Here is a 16,115-nt window from a genome sequence, read left to right as displayed (position 1 = left end):
CGGTGTCCAGTATTTAGTCTAGCATCACAATCCGCTCCACCAACTTCTTCAACGCTCGATTCTTCTCTTCACTTGTCACCGCAGCGCTCCACAACTCTCTAAACTCACCTATCCGCTCATATATCTGCTCCACAGTTGGATAATTCCCTTCATCTACTACAACCTTCCGCAAATCCTTCAACTCTTCCTCCAGCTTCTGTATCTGCCTTGACCGAACAGCCTTTCGCTCTAAAAACACTTGTTTCGTTATCATGTCTTCTTCATAAGATTCATGTAGCTTGTCCAATGCCCGCTTCTGCTTCTTCAATTCCTGCTCTTTGACCTCAATGATCGTCTGCGTATCATTATAACGACTACCATGTAACTCAATCTCCCGCAGAATGTTCGGGTCTACATGTATAATCCGATTATACAGAGCATTAAAAAAGTCAGCATCCATTACCTTCCCGTGCTGTTCGCATTTGCTGCCATCTTTGTACTGGTGATAGCACAATGCACTCCAGTGCTGCCCTTGCTTCTTATTCTCACCTACTCTAAATCTCATCCGTGAACCGCATTTTTCACAATAAAGCAAGCCTGATAAAGGAAAAATGTTACGTCTTGAATTGGGATTCAACATGCGATTCTTAAGCAGCCGCTCCATAATCGCTTCATGTTCTTCCGGCGTTTTCAGCTTTTCATGTGTTCCCATGACTTTAATCCGCTCTTCTTCGGGTACAAGCTCCACCTGACCACGCTTGGAACGGGTTTTACCATAAGTGATATAACCCAAATGGATCTCACTTGCCAGCAATCTTTGAACCGTAATATTTGACCATCCCTTGTTCTTTCCATCGGGCTTAATGTTGTATGGCGTGGGTATCTTGTTATCCGTCAACCAAATGGCAATATGACCAAGGTTTGTTCCATTAAGATATTTCTCTACAATCGCTCGATAAATCGGACGCTTCGTTCCATCCACCAGTACCGACCTTGTATTCTTGTCATAATAGTACGGGAAGGGTGGCTTTCCGTTTGTCCACATACCTTTCTTGGCTCCAGCTTCTTTGCCCTGCTTCATTCTTCGTTTAATCGTTTTGTACTCTATTCGGGCAAAAATAGACATGAAATCAAAGGATACATCGTCATTGTCTATTTCCAGATCGTATATCTTGTTTGGCGTGATAATGACTGTTTCTGAGTTTAAGAATGTATCTTTAATGAGTGCCCAATCCTTATTTTCTCCACGCCCTAAACGGTCAATATCCATGACCACTACTCCATCATAGAGCTGGTCTTCAACATGCCGAAGTAACTTCTGCATTTCCTTACGGGACTCTATCTTTTCACCAGAGGCCACTTCTTCATATAACCTATAGGTCCAATTTCTATTCTCGACCAAGGCCAGAAGGGTATCCCTATGCTTCGAGAGAACGTCTTCAAACTCACCATCGTCCCGTGATTTTCTTAAATAGACAGCTACGTGCTTAATTGTTAGATGTTGAAGCGAATTGGGGATTTGTATTTAAGGTATAGTCGATTGGAGCAAGTGTAACCCAGCAATTATCACGGTAAAAAAAGCATTATCAAATTTTAAAAACTCCCGTACTTTTGGTTACGGGAGTTGAGTTGATTCCTAGCTGGTATTATAGCTGTATCAGTCTTATTATGATTGAATAGGTCTTTATTTAAAATATTTAATTAGAGCATCTTCTTTAGGATAGTAAATATAAAAATCTCCATCTCCTATCTTAGCAATATTTGAGTTTTCACTTAGTACATGTCTTTCATTATCCAGCATATATAGCAAATATAAACCTTGTAAAATATCATGAGGTGTTTGAATTCGCTCAAGTTTATACCTTTTTATTTCTGGTTTATTAAAGTACCTAAGAATTGACGGATAAAATGTTATCAAGATACAATGAAAAACGACAAGAGCCAAAAAGGCAATAAACCCATAGATGTAATTCTCTTCAACTCCATTTAAGATTTTTTTTCTGTTATAACATATTAAAATTAAAGGCATCAAAAATACTAATAAATAATTTGTAACTATAGAGATAGTTAGAAATCTACCTTTTACTTGCTTAAACCATGAACATACCCAATAAATTAAAATGATAATCAGAGTTATAAAAAACAAAATAATATCAACCATCATTATAACATCAATTAACATAGAATTTATTTCAGGTATAAACATTGGAAGTAGAAACATAATTACCAGCAGCGAAGACAACAATACAAGTTCAATAAATTTGTCCCACAGATTCACGTTTCTTGGCTCTATCACCATATCTACAATTGTTTTATTGGATGTTCTAACAAATAACCTAACCCAAACTATGATCGTCCCTACAATAGTAATTAATGCAGGCAGTTTTTCAATAATTTCTTGCACTTAGGAACTCCCTTTCTTTTTGTAAATATAATTCACTTATACTAATAAGTCGTATTAATTGATTATGTACTAATTAAATCCGTTACCATATAATGTAATTTATTTAGTAGTATTATACTACTAAATAAAACAATATGACGATTTCTAATCCTATACTCTCACACAAAAAAGCCACTCCAATACCATGAGCAGGAGCTTCTTAAATAATTGATTCAAACGAATATCCCATCTTTGTTTAAGCGTTGGCAACTAAATAGTTATTTAAGTCGAACTAATGTCTAGCTATCAACCTCCAAAGTCCCCAGACTTAGCCTCGAAGGGGTCTAATTGCCAATTGCTTCATCGAAAACTCTTCTGCAAACTAAGGAACTGCTAGCCACTCAGCTAGAGTACTATGTTATACGAATTTATACTGACTCCTTTGTTTCACTCTCACTATCAATTTTATCAATAAAATATCTCAAACAGAGGTATCCAATACCGACATATGTAAGAAATGGGGTAAGGGCTAATTTAAATGATGTTCCAAATAATCCTGCAGTTATACATCCAGAGCATAATAAATAAAAAGAAATTCTTGCTTTTGCTTGTTTTATCGTAATTTTATCTTTCGAAATATGAAACATAAAATAGAATATTGTAAACAATGACATAGATAAAAAAAGTAGATTATAAAATATTGCTTGCCAGTCAAAACTTACTCCGATTATGAATTGAGAGATTGTCATCAGGAGTCCATTAAGAGTCAAAGTAAGAAAAAATGTAAATATAGTTAGTCCATATAGATATGAGGAATGATTAAAGATGCTAAGAAAACTACTTACTTCATCATTACCTTTTCGAATGAATTTAGGCGGCTTAATCCAATATGATTTAAAAGTGGTTAAGAACAAAGCAAAGAACATGAAAGCCCCAAATATTCCTGCGAATTTTTCAATAAAGTACTTATTGTCACCAACTATTAAATAAATAACGATCATACTCCCAATTATTATGTAAAATAAGTCTCCTAATCTTGTTGAAGTAAACCTTCCTTTGTAAAAAAACCAATTGTGATAGTTAAATAATTTATCAAACAAATCACTAAAAAATCGTTTCAAATTCTTTCCCTCTCATTCAGTATAATTTCGAATAACGTTTCTGTATCTACGAACTCTACAAGGTTAAGTCGCTCCGTCACTTAACCTTGTAGATATTATTGTCTGCTAAAAATGCTGCTCTGAATCACCTCTGCAGACCGAGGATCCGTAAGGATCCGAAGCGTGGATATGATGTTAGCTGAAGTTAGTTGCATCTTGATATTCAATCCTTCAATTACCTTTCTTTCCATACATCAGGATGAAATAGTCTCCTTTAAGTTCATCACTAAGTTCTTTTGTAATTTTGTTGAAGGAAACATTTAATTTAATGACTTGTCCTTGTAAATCTGCTATCTCTTTAATAGTTTTAGTAATAAATAAGTCGTCAATTTCATTAATGAAGATTTCCATCACTCTAAGATTTCCATTTTTTGATTTTTTAAATTCTTTGAAGTGAAACGATTTTTCTGCGACAGCATTTCTAACTATATTTATTCTTGAATAAATTTTTTGATTGATGTATTCCCTATGTCTCTTATCGAATACAAGAAAACTAATATTGCCATAAGACGTATCTAATTCCATATAATTAAATTCGTTCATACTTAAAACAGCATTTATTGTATTAATCGCGTCATCATTCTTTTCATATTTGCTAAAATTATTTATTACCTCTATTACCGAAGAATAGAACGCTTCAAGAGTTTTCTTTTTCTCAATTCGATATGCGACAACAGATAAAAATAAAGTAAGAAGTCCACTAGAAAAAATACCTATCAAGACATTCAACCAAAAACCGTTTGATGTTGTAGAAACCCAAAGAGCTGCTGCAAATGAAAATACACTGATTATGAAAGTGAATTTTATGTTGTCTTTTTGTATCTGCATAAGATCCTCCACTCAACTTCTATTCTTCTAACTAATTTGAGCTAACGTCTCCGCACTCAAGACGTTCCTCAGCCTTAGATAGCTCTTAATCTTAGGCTGAGGAATGTGCTTTGCTTCTTCCCAAAACAGGCAAAGCGAACTTGAGTGCATTGTTATCGGATGGATGAGGCCCCCCAAGCTTGAGTAGGACTATACGTTGGAGTCTTAAAGTTCACCTATCTACATACCTATAATCTATTTGCATAACATGGATAATACGAGCTTGAATTATCATTTTTCAAAATACCCATTACACTAATAATCTCACTGATAAATTGGAATTTATGCAGTTTCAAATACTATTTGTTTTTATTGGTAAATATACTTGAGACATTATTTTTATATCTGGTACTTCTGAATCCTCTACCTGAGTATCTAATATCGCTCTCATTAATGCCATACAAAATTTCATTCCAACTTCTTCAGATATTATATCCTTTAAGTAAATATTTGTATTATCATATTTCTCAGGAAATTTAATACAAAAATAGGTCATTTTTTTCTTTTTTTCTTCCCATATTCTATATTTCACCGTACCTTTACCATCAATTTTCCCTTCAATACCTTTAGTTAGAAATTTATCTATTTGTCCCACTTTACTCCACGTGGCTAAGTTTTTATTTATATAAACTTCATCCCATGTATCAAAAATAGGAAAATGTAATAATAAATTTCTTATAAAACTAAACAAATCATCCGCAATTATCCCTTCAAAATGAGGTCGTCCACCTTTTTTCATCCAATTAATATATTCTTTAATCGGCTCATAACTCAATAATTCTTTATATATCGAAAATGATTCTCTTAGTTTATAAAATCTTATTTTAGCATCCTTATTAATAAAATCATCATTTACAACTTCTTCATATAAATCATAGAATCTATTATAAAATAATCTTTCTCTTTTTCGTTTGGTTTTAATTCTTCTATTTTAATCCCCCCACAAATTCCAGTTTAGCTGCATTTCACAGATATTATATGGCATATTCTTTTATTATAATTCTTTCAAAATCCGCTTAGAACGTGTTGGTCTTTGCCTTATCTTTCCGATAACGTTCCTGTATTCACGACCTCAGCGGACGCTGAGGTGTCCGGCGAATGCCGGACCCAGGACGATTGTCCGCAGCGTGAATATTATGTTATACGATGGAATCGTTCTTCTTGAATTCACCAACATTATTAGTTCTTTATTTAGTAGGTATTTAAGTAGATTTCACTTTTCAATTGCGCATGCCTATGATTCACCAAATTATCCTTGAGAAAAATATTCTATCAATGTCTTAATCATTTTCCCTACACTTCCATTGTTCATGTACGAATCTACTACCGTAACTGTAGCAGAAGATGTTGCAAGTACACTATTGAATACATGAGCAATATTTAATTTGAGACTATTAGGTATACTGCTATCTTGTTTTGTATTCAAATGATCTATTAACTCATTCATAACCTCAACTATTTTTTCAGACTCTGATTCCAATATGTTAGGCATAATATCCCTTACGTCTTTTTTTGTTACTGTTTCAAACCTTCCTGCATTTAAAGCTATTGTTAAATCAAATGCATCATGATAATTAGTCCTTCTATGTACACTGAAATCGCCATCATATTTTTCAAAATCAACAGCCATGCTAAAGAGTGATCTTTCAGTTGTATGAACTAATATTGAAGCCTCCCTCGTAGTTGCATTGACGTAGAAATCAAATATTCCAGGGTTTCTATGGGGAAATCCTTCCATGTACACGTTAGGCTTTGGACCAAACTTTATTAACTTAGGTAGGTAACCCTCTGGTCCTGTAACACATATAAGAAAACCATCTGGTACTCCGTAATCATCAATAAATCTGATTTTATTCTCTGAGATTCTATAACAACTTGTTTCACGTCCTTTCGGCTTTTCTTGAATTGTTACTCTCTGATCAGTAATGATTATAGGAAACATTGGATTGTTCAGCTTCTTCGAGGGGCTCCTCATTGTTTCGTATGTCCAATTAATATATTGTCCCGTTGCAAAATGTACTTTAAAATCTGCATGCTCATTTACTTTTTGTACCAATAAAAAATTATGATACATACTGCACCTCCCACAGGGTTTTTATATATAGACCTACAATAATTTCAGGATAAAACATTCTGAGAATGCTGGATCAATATTTTATGCATGTAAATCAATCTTCTTTATACTGCTTTTAATTGATTCTATCGTATAACGTAATATTCACGAAGTTCATAAATATAAGAAATACAATTGATTAAACGAACTCATCGTGTCTAAATAGCCTTTTTGAAACATGTTTTTATTATACTATTGAATGGAAGAATATGACGATCACTAATCCTATACTTTCAAACAAAAAGCCTCCGCCAATTCCTTCAGCAGAAGCTTCTAAAAATTGATTCACGCGAACATCTCATCAATGACATGTACATATGTATCATCAACGTCAGCTGTACCCAATAGATAAGAAAATAGGCTTATTTTCTCTTCTCGCCTCGTTAAAAGCTTCCTCGCTCCACGCGTACCAGTTAACTGGATTATGGGTGTGCTGGAGCAGGTAAGGCGATTTCTCAGCGATTAATCTGTTGGGTATGTGATTCGTTGTCATCGGGCATTACCTCTTTTCGTTGTGGGATTAGGGAAAAGGAATGCTTGCTTTGAGGTGTTTTACCCAATTAGGTGGAGAAACCAATTGATGAGGATTGAGCCAGCTCCCTACAACAGGTTATCGTAATATATTCAATAACTTTTGGAACTCCTCTTCAATAATTATAAAATTGTTCACATTTAGAAAGATAAATACCATATTCTTCACGAATCATATCAGGTTTAATTATATTGACATTATAAAGTTCTCTCTTTGCATTCACTGTGCTGTTATCAATTCTAGATGTCGGTAGTATCTTTTCACCAATGTATCTATTACAACGTGAAAAGCCAAGTACACTAAACTTGCCGCCACTTGATCCACGAAGATCATTGTCAGTTTTTATGACACATGATATGCCTAGTTTTTCTAGAATACTAAAGTAATTATTAAAACCAATTCCACCTACCATCAATACATAAATCCCTTCAGCTTCATATAAATGGTTTATTACTTGTTTATTGCATAATAAACGTGCCGAACATTGCATCGTAAAAATGCTCAAGTAGAAAGCAAAAAGAGACACTTGCCAGCATCCCCTATTCCTCCTATCGTTAGGTTTGCGAGAACATAGCGAAGGAGATTGTTTCTACACCGAATCCACTTCAAATACTTCAGTCCGGAGCAAGGCCGTAGCGTGAATCCGGTATTAGGCGATGCCGCAGTGAGACAATTTCTAACTTCTTGGATCTTAGATTTTGTAGTTATACTTTATTAAATAATTTGAAATGACTTGCTTGTTTTCATGCCACCATAAAATCGGCACTTCTCCAACTTTATTAAAGCTTCCCTAAAACAAAAAGAAAACCCATGTCTGTTGGACATGAGTTTTCGATAATGAGCTTAACAGCCCACCTCTGCTATTTTGGTTACCAATCTGGCGGACTTTTGGTAGAACAATCTCATGACCTAATCGCTGCCAGTGATGCGCTCTCCCGCATTGGTTAGTTACACTGCCAAGATATTTTTCCTATTCCATAAACTAGACCCCTTAACTATGAGCATACTTTGCTAATTTACGCAGAACGTTAAAAAATATATAGTTCATGCTTTTGGATTGATAAGCGGTTTGATTGAAACTCCCCATTATATATACATCCATGTTGGGGAAGTAAAGCATGGAGGCGCCACTCGCGCCAAGATGCCCCCACCCGATATATTTTCGAGTGAAAGGAAGAAAATGAATCCTCATCAACCCATAGCCATAATCCATTCCTATCCACATTTTGTTCCATTGGTGCATGATGTCCAAGGTTTCTTTTTGAATAATCTGATTGTTAACGAGAGCTTTCATGAAGATCAGCAGATCTTCTGATGTACATACGGTTTGCCCTCCAGCATAAAAGCTGCTAAAGCTGCGGTAGTCATCTACGTTTATTTTTAACTCATCCATATATAGTTTCGCTACGGGATGCTCGCTTTTTATGGCAGGATTAGAATACTGGGATAAATAAGAGTGGTTCATATGCAGAGGGGTAAATATGTAGTCATGAAGCACTTCATGAAAAGGCTTTGATGTAATCGTTTCAATGATGAGGCCTAAGAGATTGTACCCTGTATCCGTATAATGAACCCTTTTCCCGGGAGGAAAGCGGGGTTGTAAGTGCTCTTTAGACCAATGTATGGTTTCTTGCGGTGTCCAAAAACGAGAGGGGTTCTCAAGTATTTCTTCCATTAACGCTTTACCCTGCCTAGGCTTATCCTCAAAATAATCGGGTATACCTGATTTATTGCTTAACAAATGTTTGATCTGTATGTCGTATGTATACTCTTTTCCTTTAAATAGGTGAAGATCTTTAAGGATATCTGGAGGCAAGTAATTGGCGATAGGATCATCAAATTTGACAAGTCCTTTTTCTACTAATATAGCGAGTAATACAGAAGTAAAGGTCTTGCCCACGCTAGCCGTATGATAAGGCTGCTTAGGATTGGCGGGGAATCCGTCTGTTTCCCCCGCAGCCATAGGCCAGTGGATATCCAGCTTATCCGAATGTACTAACAAATAAACATTATGAAGCTTTAGATCAGAAGCAACTTTTCTTTCCAGTTTCATCTCAATCTCTCTTCTTACAGTTTCTTTGTTCATTCAGTTCCCCCTCTTCGTTTCCGATTGATAGCCTTCGCTTCACTTCGCAAAACCAAACAAATTTTTCCCATGTCTTTCCTGGACAGGACTCAAAGATAATCATAACAAACTATTATAACGTATGCATATAATTTTTGAAGATTCAGACGCCGGTTTCGTACCCACAAAGGGAAGAGGGGCTCCAAAGCATAATCTGATTACTTTGTGGGGACCCCAACCGCTTCCTACGCGCGGTTCGAACCCCTGACCTCTTCACTGCCAGTGGAGCGATGAGGTATTGTACGTACAGGAAGTAGCGGTGAAAAGCCTTGTGGGACAAGGATTTTTGGAGTTTTCTGTTTCTACGTTAGAGAGCGCCGCGGCGTACAAGAATGAAAAAGTGTGACCAAAAATGTAACCAGAACTTAAGCAATTTTATTCGGATTGGTAAGAATAGAATCATCTAATTTACTATCATTTCCTGTCTTCCTATCTACTCTTAAATGGGTGGACAGATATTCTAATTCAATATCAAAAAGAGATGTCTTCAAGCTTTGCAAAAAATCATATTTGATCTTAGTTAGATCGAAGTACCCCCTCTTTAAAATATTTTGGTCTATACTATGTTAATTTCTTCATGCAGAATATCTCGAAATACCCTTTCCTTATCCTCTGAAGGGTTAGAGGCTAAAAAGAGTCTCTTCACAGTTTCTCTTAGCTTTCTTCTGTCCTCTCTAACTTTATATAATACGCTCGCATACATTTCTTCTAATTTAAACATTTTATAATAGTTAATAACTCTTCTGTGTGAATCTCGTTGATCAGCAAACAAATTCAAAATAATCAACCGCTTGATGAAAATAAAGGTGAAACAATGGCACCTATCCATTGTATGTCACAATACGGACATATTTTTCTATTTTCCCCAAATTTGTCTCTCAGATAAACTTTTAATTTAGTTGGACCATTATATTCAGGAATATATTCCTTTTGAAAAGTCTTAGAATCCAAAATACTTTCATAAATGCAATCAGTACAGCAACATCCTTTTGCTTATCCTGAATAGTAATCGTTTATCGATATTAATAAATCCAAACAAATATTGAATTTTAATGCTGAAGTGTGTATATTAATGAAGATATGAAGACATCAAATTTGAAAGAAGTGATTTTTTGAATCTATTTTTCACATATCTTCTCGCGGGTCTTGCAATTGCAATGCCTGTAGGAGCAATGACAGTTGAAATGACGAAGCAAGGTCTGAAAAAGGGTTTTATGCATGGTTGGGCTGTAGGATTAGGTGGAATGACAATCGATTTATTATTAATTATTGCATTATATATGGGATTGGCTTCTGTACTTGCTATATCTTACATTCAAATACCAATGTGGCTTATTGGCGCATGTTTCTTAGCATTTTTAGGCTATGATTCCATAAAAAACTCAGATCAAGATATTACGTTAGCTGGTGATAAACCAAACGGATCATTTCTTAGCTCGTATCGTAATGGCTTACTCGTAGCTGTTTCACCAGGAAATCTCGTGTTTTGGATTTCCGTTTTTGGAGCTGTACTTTCTGATTCTTATGATACGACACAACCGACAAAATTTTTAATCGTCGGGGCGGGGCATTTTAGCTGGTATCCTAGTCCATGATGTTGGTCTACTTGCAATTGTAGCGGTAACAAGAAAAGTTATGAGTCAAACAATGATAAAATGGGTATCGATAATCGCTGGATTTATTTTAATAGGCTTTACGGGATACTTCTTACATGAGTTTATAATAACAATAAAAGGAATACTATAGTTTTCATATCTAGTTAGCTGCACTAACGAAAGATATTCTTAGAGTAGAGAAAGAACTTTCCAATCAATAAATTGAAAGAAATATAAATAAAGCTGTTTCAAAATAAGTCACCTTTAGTAAGGACAAGATGGCTTTGCTATCATGATTTAAATCGTGCACAGTTATGGATAACCCATAAGCGGCTATGTGAACATGCCCATCAAGCTAAGATAAATTTGTATCCCCATAACGAAAAAATTCTTTTTTTCTGATTTTGGAGAAAAAGTAACATTTTTTTCATTTTGGGGTATTTTTTATTTTTTAAGTTGATGGCAATGTGGTTGGACCCCTATTTAGAGATTAAATCCAGACTCACTCTATAGATTAAGCTGTAGTTTCATATTACTGACAATGAAAGCCTTCTCTGTAATGGTCACCGAGACACCATCTTTCTTAGTACTCATTTATTCATAATTCAGCCAATTTCCAATATATAGGAAATTATTCACGCGAACATCCCATCAATGACAGGTACGTGAAAATTAATTATGTTAGCTATACCCAATAGATAAGAAGACAGGTTTTTTTTCCTGTATCCAATTCGATAGTTCAATAACTAATTTATTTACAACTGAACTGTAACCCCGTTTGTGGACACATAATAAAAGTTCCACCCGAAAAAGTTTTTTCGAACTCATAAGTTTCATATAGAGGTTCCGATTAACGGAAAGATGCAAATATAATAGAACAAAGGGAACCCCGGCGCCCATTAGGCCTCAAGGTTCCCTTCTATTTACCGCCCTCTATCTCACCAGCTGAACGCCGCAATCTGTTTTATAATTGCAGCTTTCCGCCCTGTTGCTGCACCACTTTGCCGGCAATGACATTCCCCAGCTCACAGGCCTGTTGCAGAGAATACCCTCTGGCCAGTCCCGCGATAAAAGCGCCCGTGTGCGCATCACCTGCACCAATCGTGTCGACGACCTTCACCGGCTCCGTCTCGGCGATACCCTCTTCATCCGGTGAGCAGTATAGGGTGCCTTCGCCGCCCAAGGTGACAATAACAGCCTCGCCCGTCCGCCGGACCAGCTTGGCGGCTGCTTCCTTTGCATCATTTTCCCGCATTATCGCCTTGATCTCGGACTTGTTGGCATGTACGATTGTACCCATGCTGAAGATTCTCTCCAAGATCGACGTCTCCAGAAATTCTCCACGCGGACCCGGATCAAAAACAATCTTCCCCGCCGATTTCCGGCGGCTTAGTGCGTCCAGGATGACGGGACCCGACGTTCCTTCCAGTTCGTAGCCGCTGACGTAGAAATAGTCATAGCTGTCGAGATCCAATGTTTCGAACCAGCTGGCATCCCATCGTATTTCAATCCCGGGAATGGTAATGAAAGTCCGCTCTCCGTCACGCTCCACGATCGACAGATTCCAGCCGTTATCGCCGGAAGCGTCCTCCAGCAGCACGGGCACGCCGTCTTTTTGCAGCTGGGCTTTGACGATATCACCGTAGCTTCCTTTTCCCACCGGAGCAAACAGGTTGTAGTTGACACGCAGCTGGTTCAGAATATTAGATACGTTGTAGGCGCATCCGCCCACAACGGTTTCTTTGTGCTCTGCCATAACATCCTCGGCCGTTTTCGGCAGCTTGTCAAGCTGGATGATGACATCGACCACGGCCGCGCCTATTACGAGAATTTTACGGCTTTTGTCTGATTTTGCACGCTCAAGTAAATATTCATTCATGTGATACCCCTCCTTACTTGGACTTGCCGTTCAACTGACTCAATATAATCGTTGCCACCGCACTCGCCGCGAAAGCGAGCAGCACACCGAGACTGTTATCCTTAAAGATTCCTGTCGCGAACGGGCCGCTAAAGAACGAAGAGTTGGTGAACAGGAAGCCTACAATTACACCGATAATCCAGCTAGTCACACCATTGTAATTAAAAGCTTTGCCCGTAGCATTCTCCAGCAATCCTGCATCATAACCCGTCTTGCTGCGCAGAAGCACATAGTCGAACATAAAGGTCGCCGCCCAGGCCGCCAGGCCGATGCCGAGGATACCGAGGAACAACTGGAAATTCATGAGGAAATCCTCCGAAATAAACAATACATAGACCGGAATCAGTATCATGATTAGGGCGTGAATAGAGATCGCCACTTTATCGCTGACCTTGATATTCAAGGTCTCCATGTTTACACGAGCCGATTTCAGACTGATGATGCACTGCGGAATCAGGCCGCCGAGCGCTGTAATGAAGTACACGACCGTCATCCATTTGGGCAGCGCATTGCCAATGGCCTGAATCGGGTTGGAAGCGGATACGAGATCCGGCACCGAAGTGCTGAGGAGAATCCCCACGCCCATAATGAAGAACAGCGGAATGAAGGCACCGATCGTCACACTGAAGAGTACCTTTTTGCCGGAATTGGTCGGATTCTGGTAAGCGCTGTAGTCAGCGGCGGCAATGGACCAGCTGATGCCCGTTCCCGCAATGATGATGGAGAGCGCCGGCAAAAATCCATTCAGCCAGTCGCCGTTGCTCATACGAAACAATGCCGTCCAATCCGTTTGGGGAATGAGAATCACCAGGATCAGGAAGGTCAATGCCCCAAACACATAGGTGAAGAAAGTTTGTACCTTGACAAGAACATTTTGCCCAAACAGATTCGAAGTCAGAATCAACAGTACAAACAACGCCAGGCTAATAACCGTAAGTACCGCCGATTGCCCCATACCAAACAGTCCAAACAGAGACATTAGGGTCAGTGTTCCTGTAATAACGTTCACTGCTAGCCAGCCTATTAGACTGAGCCAGCCGAGCAGGTTGGGAATGTAATTACCCTTGACACCAAAGACGGCTCTGGACAACACAAAGGTTGTCCCCCCCGACTTGAGGCCTGACAGACTTAGATAACCCACAAGCGCAAAAGACAATGCGCCTGCTGCAGCCACCAGCACCGACTGAATAAAGCTTAGATGATAGCTGACAATTAGTGCTCCGTATACAACACCCAGAATGCCGATATTACCGGCAAACCAGATAAAAAACAGTTCCTTGGGACTTCCAGTTCTTTCTGCACGCGAGATAAACAGTTCAGAATTCGAATTGGACATTTTCATATTCCCCCTAAAATTAAGCTTCAGTGAGTTAATGCTGTGCTCTGAACGCAAGAATGTGATTGGCATAGTGGGCCATATCCACACCGTTGGCTTCGTCAATCAATGCTCTCCAGGCAGGATCAATGGCCTCCGCTCCCGTTTTGGCGCCGCAGATAGCGGCCGCCATCGCTCCGATGGTATCTGTGTCACCGCCCAGATTCGCACACAACAGGCTACACCGCTGCGGTTCCTTCGCATAATATGCAATGGCGAGCGCCGCCGGGACGGATTCACTGGTGATGACACCGCTACCGATGACATCGTAGATGACCTGCAAAAATTTCTCGTCTGTACCTTCAAATTGATCAGCGTATTCTAAGGCGAGCTTCAGCCGGGCCGGAAGAGAGGCACTGTAAGTCTCCGCGCCGTATTTCTTCGCATCCTGATAAGCCGAGACGGCATCCGCCATAATATCCTCCCAGGACTTGTCGACAATGGCTGCTCCGACTGCTGCGGCAACCATTGAAGCTCCCCCCACAGCCACGTCCGTGGAATGCGTCACTTTACTGATGTCGAACACAAATTTGGACAGCTTCTGATGCTCTTCGGGGAGGAATAATCCGCCAACAGGAGCGATACGCATCGCGGCACCGTTCGTTTCCGCCTTGGAAGTGAACTCAGCAGCATCCTTGCCCTCCTTCAGCGCCAGCAGGGCGGCTTTGGAGCTTGGCCCAAGAATGTTGTTATCAAAAGCATTCAGTCTGTCGGCCCATTCCAGCAGGTGCCGTCCAATCACAGTCGTATCCGGTACGAAATCGCTTTCAATCAGTGCATCAAGGATCAAAAGCGCCTGCGAGGTGTCATCCGTAAATTGGCCGCGGGTAAAGTTGCACGCCACATCATTTTCCTTCGGACCGTCAAGAAAATCCGTAATTGTTCCAAAGTACGCCTTCACCTTGTTTCTGCCCCACAGCTCCGAAGGCATCCCCATGGCATCGCCAATGGCCATTCCGTATAATAAGCCAAGAATTTTATTTTTCATGATAATCTCTCTCCTATCTATTTAAATGCGGCAATTCTATTATTCCAAACTTTCCCTATGTTACTCTTTTTCCTCATGTTGTCTTTCAATTCAATCCAAATGATAGTTGCACATACGGTTGTACGTATGAGTTGTCTTTTAAATGAAGCCGAGATAACTCGGCGTTAGATTTGCGTCACAACTTTAAACTCCACGTTCGGGCCATAAATGACTTCTACCTTTTCCACCTCGGTTCCCTTCTCATCCAGCACACTGCCTTTGGTCATGATCAGCGGGAAATCCCCCTCATATTCGAACAGCTGCCTGGTCCGCTTACTGCTGTTAATGGGATGAATACCGAGCGAGGCATTCTGCGGATAAATACTGTAACGTTGATTCATGATCTGATACAGGGAATGCTCAGAGAAGTCATATTGTTCAATGCCCGGAAAAAGATTCAAGGGAACATAGGACGTGTCTAGGGTCAACCACTTGATGGTCGTCTCCCTGCGGGTTCCGCGAAGCCGCACCAGATTCATAAAAGATACCCCGTCCAGGTTAACGATCTCCTTCTTCAGGACACGCGAAACGGGAATCTCATTCTTCTTCCGAGCATATTCCGTAAAGCCGCTAAAGTTCCAGATGTTATGCTTCATTTCCCGCAGACACACGATCGTGCCCTTACCGTGCCTCTTTACCAAAAGCGCTTCGTCCACAAGGCCGTCAATCGCTTTGCGGATCGTGGTCCGCGTGACCTCATACAGCTTCATCATTTCCGTCTCGGAAGGAATCGTCTCTCCTACCTTGTACTTCCCGCTGATGATATCACTTCGGATCAGGTTCTGCAGTTGAACATACAGCGGAACACTGTCGTGTTTGTTAAGCATACTTGCCTCCTTAAACGCAACCACGTAAAAGAAATCAGGTTACAGAATACATCTGCACACACCTACTGCTTACAGTGATATAGCGCTTTCATATCATGATGGCTGATCCACTCATACGTATGAGTTAATTTCAATATATCAGGTTCTTTATCTTTTGGCAATAGCCTGATTCCAGCAGCACATCTATGCCGCTGTAGACGCAAAAGTGGCTTCG

The 16,115-nt window shown here is 39.3% G+C and carries 12 protein-coding genes and 2 pseudogenes; 1 reads left to right on the top strand and 13 read right to left on the bottom strand.

Annotated elements, in window-relative coordinates:
- Positions 1-13 precede the first annotated feature (13 nt).
- From A372_RS0101600 to A372_RS0101560, 9 genes and pseudogenes are all read right to left on the bottom strand, one after another.
- The gene (locus tag A372_RS0101600; protein ID WP_237728468.1) at positions 14-1,471 is read right to left on the bottom strand and encodes a recombinase family protein; all 1,458 of its coding nucleotides are present in this window, start codon (positions 1,469-1,471) and stop codon (positions 14-16) included.
- A 192-nt stretch (positions 1,472-1,663) separates the two neighbouring features.
- Positions 1,664-2,383 carry a hypothetical protein gene (locus A372_RS0101595; protein ID WP_019419096.1) on the bottom strand — a complete coding sequence of 240 codons (720 nt, stop codon included), beginning with the start codon at positions 2,381-2,383 and terminating at the stop codon, positions 1,664-1,666.
- Between the two features lie 407 nt (positions 2,384-2,790).
- On the bottom strand, positions 2,791-3,483 hold the full coding sequence (locus A372_RS0101590; protein ID WP_019419095.1) for a hypothetical protein: 693 nt from the start codon (positions 3,481-3,483) through the stop codon (positions 2,791-2,793).
- A 210-nt stretch (positions 3,484-3,693) separates the two neighbouring features.
- Entirely contained in the window at positions 3,694-4,350 is a 657-nt protein-coding gene (locus A372_RS0101585; RefSeq protein ID WP_019419094.1) for a hypothetical protein, read from the bottom strand.
- 331 nt (positions 4,351-4,681) lie between these two features.
- Positions 4,682-5,128, bottom strand: a complete 447-nt coding sequence (locus tag A372_RS0101580) for a hypothetical protein (protein ID WP_237728467.1) — start codon at positions 5,126-5,128, stop codon at positions 4,682-4,684.
- 510 nt (positions 5,129-5,638) lie between these two features.
- Positions 5,639-6,463, bottom strand: a complete 825-nt coding sequence (locus tag A372_RS0101575; protein WP_019419092.1) for a hypothetical protein — start codon at positions 6,461-6,463, stop codon at positions 5,639-5,641.
- A 373-nt stretch (positions 6,464-6,836) separates the two neighbouring features.
- A pseudogene (locus A372_RS35870) lies at positions 6,837-6,995 on the bottom strand (DUF255 domain-containing protein); the annotation flags it as partial.
- 154 nt (positions 6,996-7,149) lie between these two features.
- Positions 7,150-7,560: a TOPRIM nucleotidyl transferase/hydrolase domain-containing protein gene (locus A372_RS0101565; protein ID WP_019419090.1), complete on the bottom strand. Its 411-nt coding sequence runs from the start codon at positions 7,558-7,560 to the stop codon at positions 7,150-7,152.
- 465 nt (positions 7,561-8,025) lie between these two features.
- The gene (locus A372_RS0101560; RefSeq protein WP_019419089.1) at positions 8,026-9,120 is read right to left on the bottom strand and encodes a serine hydrolase domain-containing protein; all 1,095 of its coding nucleotides are present in this window, start codon (positions 9,118-9,120) and stop codon (positions 8,026-8,028) included.
- Positions 9,121-10,271: 1,151 nt separating this feature from the next.
- Here A372_RS0101560 and A372_RS32925 point away from each other — a divergent pair.
- Positions 10,272-10,905: pseudogene (locus tag A372_RS32925) on the top strand (LysE family translocator).
- An 813-nt stretch (positions 10,906-11,718) separates the two neighbouring features.
- Here A372_RS32925 and A372_RS0101545 read toward each other — a convergent pair.
- The 4 genes from A372_RS0101545 to A372_RS0101530 all read right to left on the bottom strand — a co-directional run bounded on the left by A372_RS0101545 (position 11,719) and on the right by A372_RS0101530 (position 15,901).
- On the bottom strand, positions 11,719-12,633 hold the full coding sequence (locus A372_RS0101545; RefSeq protein WP_019419087.1) for a PfkB family carbohydrate kinase: 915 nt from the start codon (positions 12,631-12,633) through the stop codon (positions 11,719-11,721).
- A gap of 13 nt (positions 12,634-12,646) precedes the next feature.
- Positions 12,647-14,008 carry a purine-cytosine permease family protein gene (locus tag A372_RS32920; protein WP_019419086.1) on the bottom strand — a complete coding sequence of 454 codons (1,362 nt, stop codon included), beginning with the start codon at positions 14,006-14,008 and terminating at the stop codon, positions 12,647-12,649.
- A gap of 34 nt (positions 14,009-14,042) precedes the next feature.
- Entirely contained in the window at positions 14,043-15,035 is a 993-nt protein-coding gene (locus A372_RS0101535) for an ADP-ribosylglycohydrolase family protein (RefSeq protein ID WP_019419085.1), read from the bottom strand.
- Between the two features lie 164 nt (positions 15,036-15,199).
- The gene (locus A372_RS0101530) at positions 15,200-15,901 is read right to left on the bottom strand and encodes a GntR family transcriptional regulator (protein WP_019419084.1); all 702 of its coding nucleotides are present in this window, start codon (positions 15,899-15,901) and stop codon (positions 15,200-15,202) included.
- Positions 15,902-16,115 lie beyond the last annotated feature (214 nt).

The sequence above is a fragment of the Paenibacillus sp. OSY-SE genome (genome assembly GCF_000283315.1).
In the GTDB taxonomy this organism is placed as follows: Bacteria; Bacillota; Bacilli; order Paenibacillales; family Paenibacillaceae; genus Paenibacillus_B; species Paenibacillus_B profundus.
Note: the sequence above shows the minus strand (reverse complement) of the source record. Positions and strands in the feature narration are given on the sequence as shown.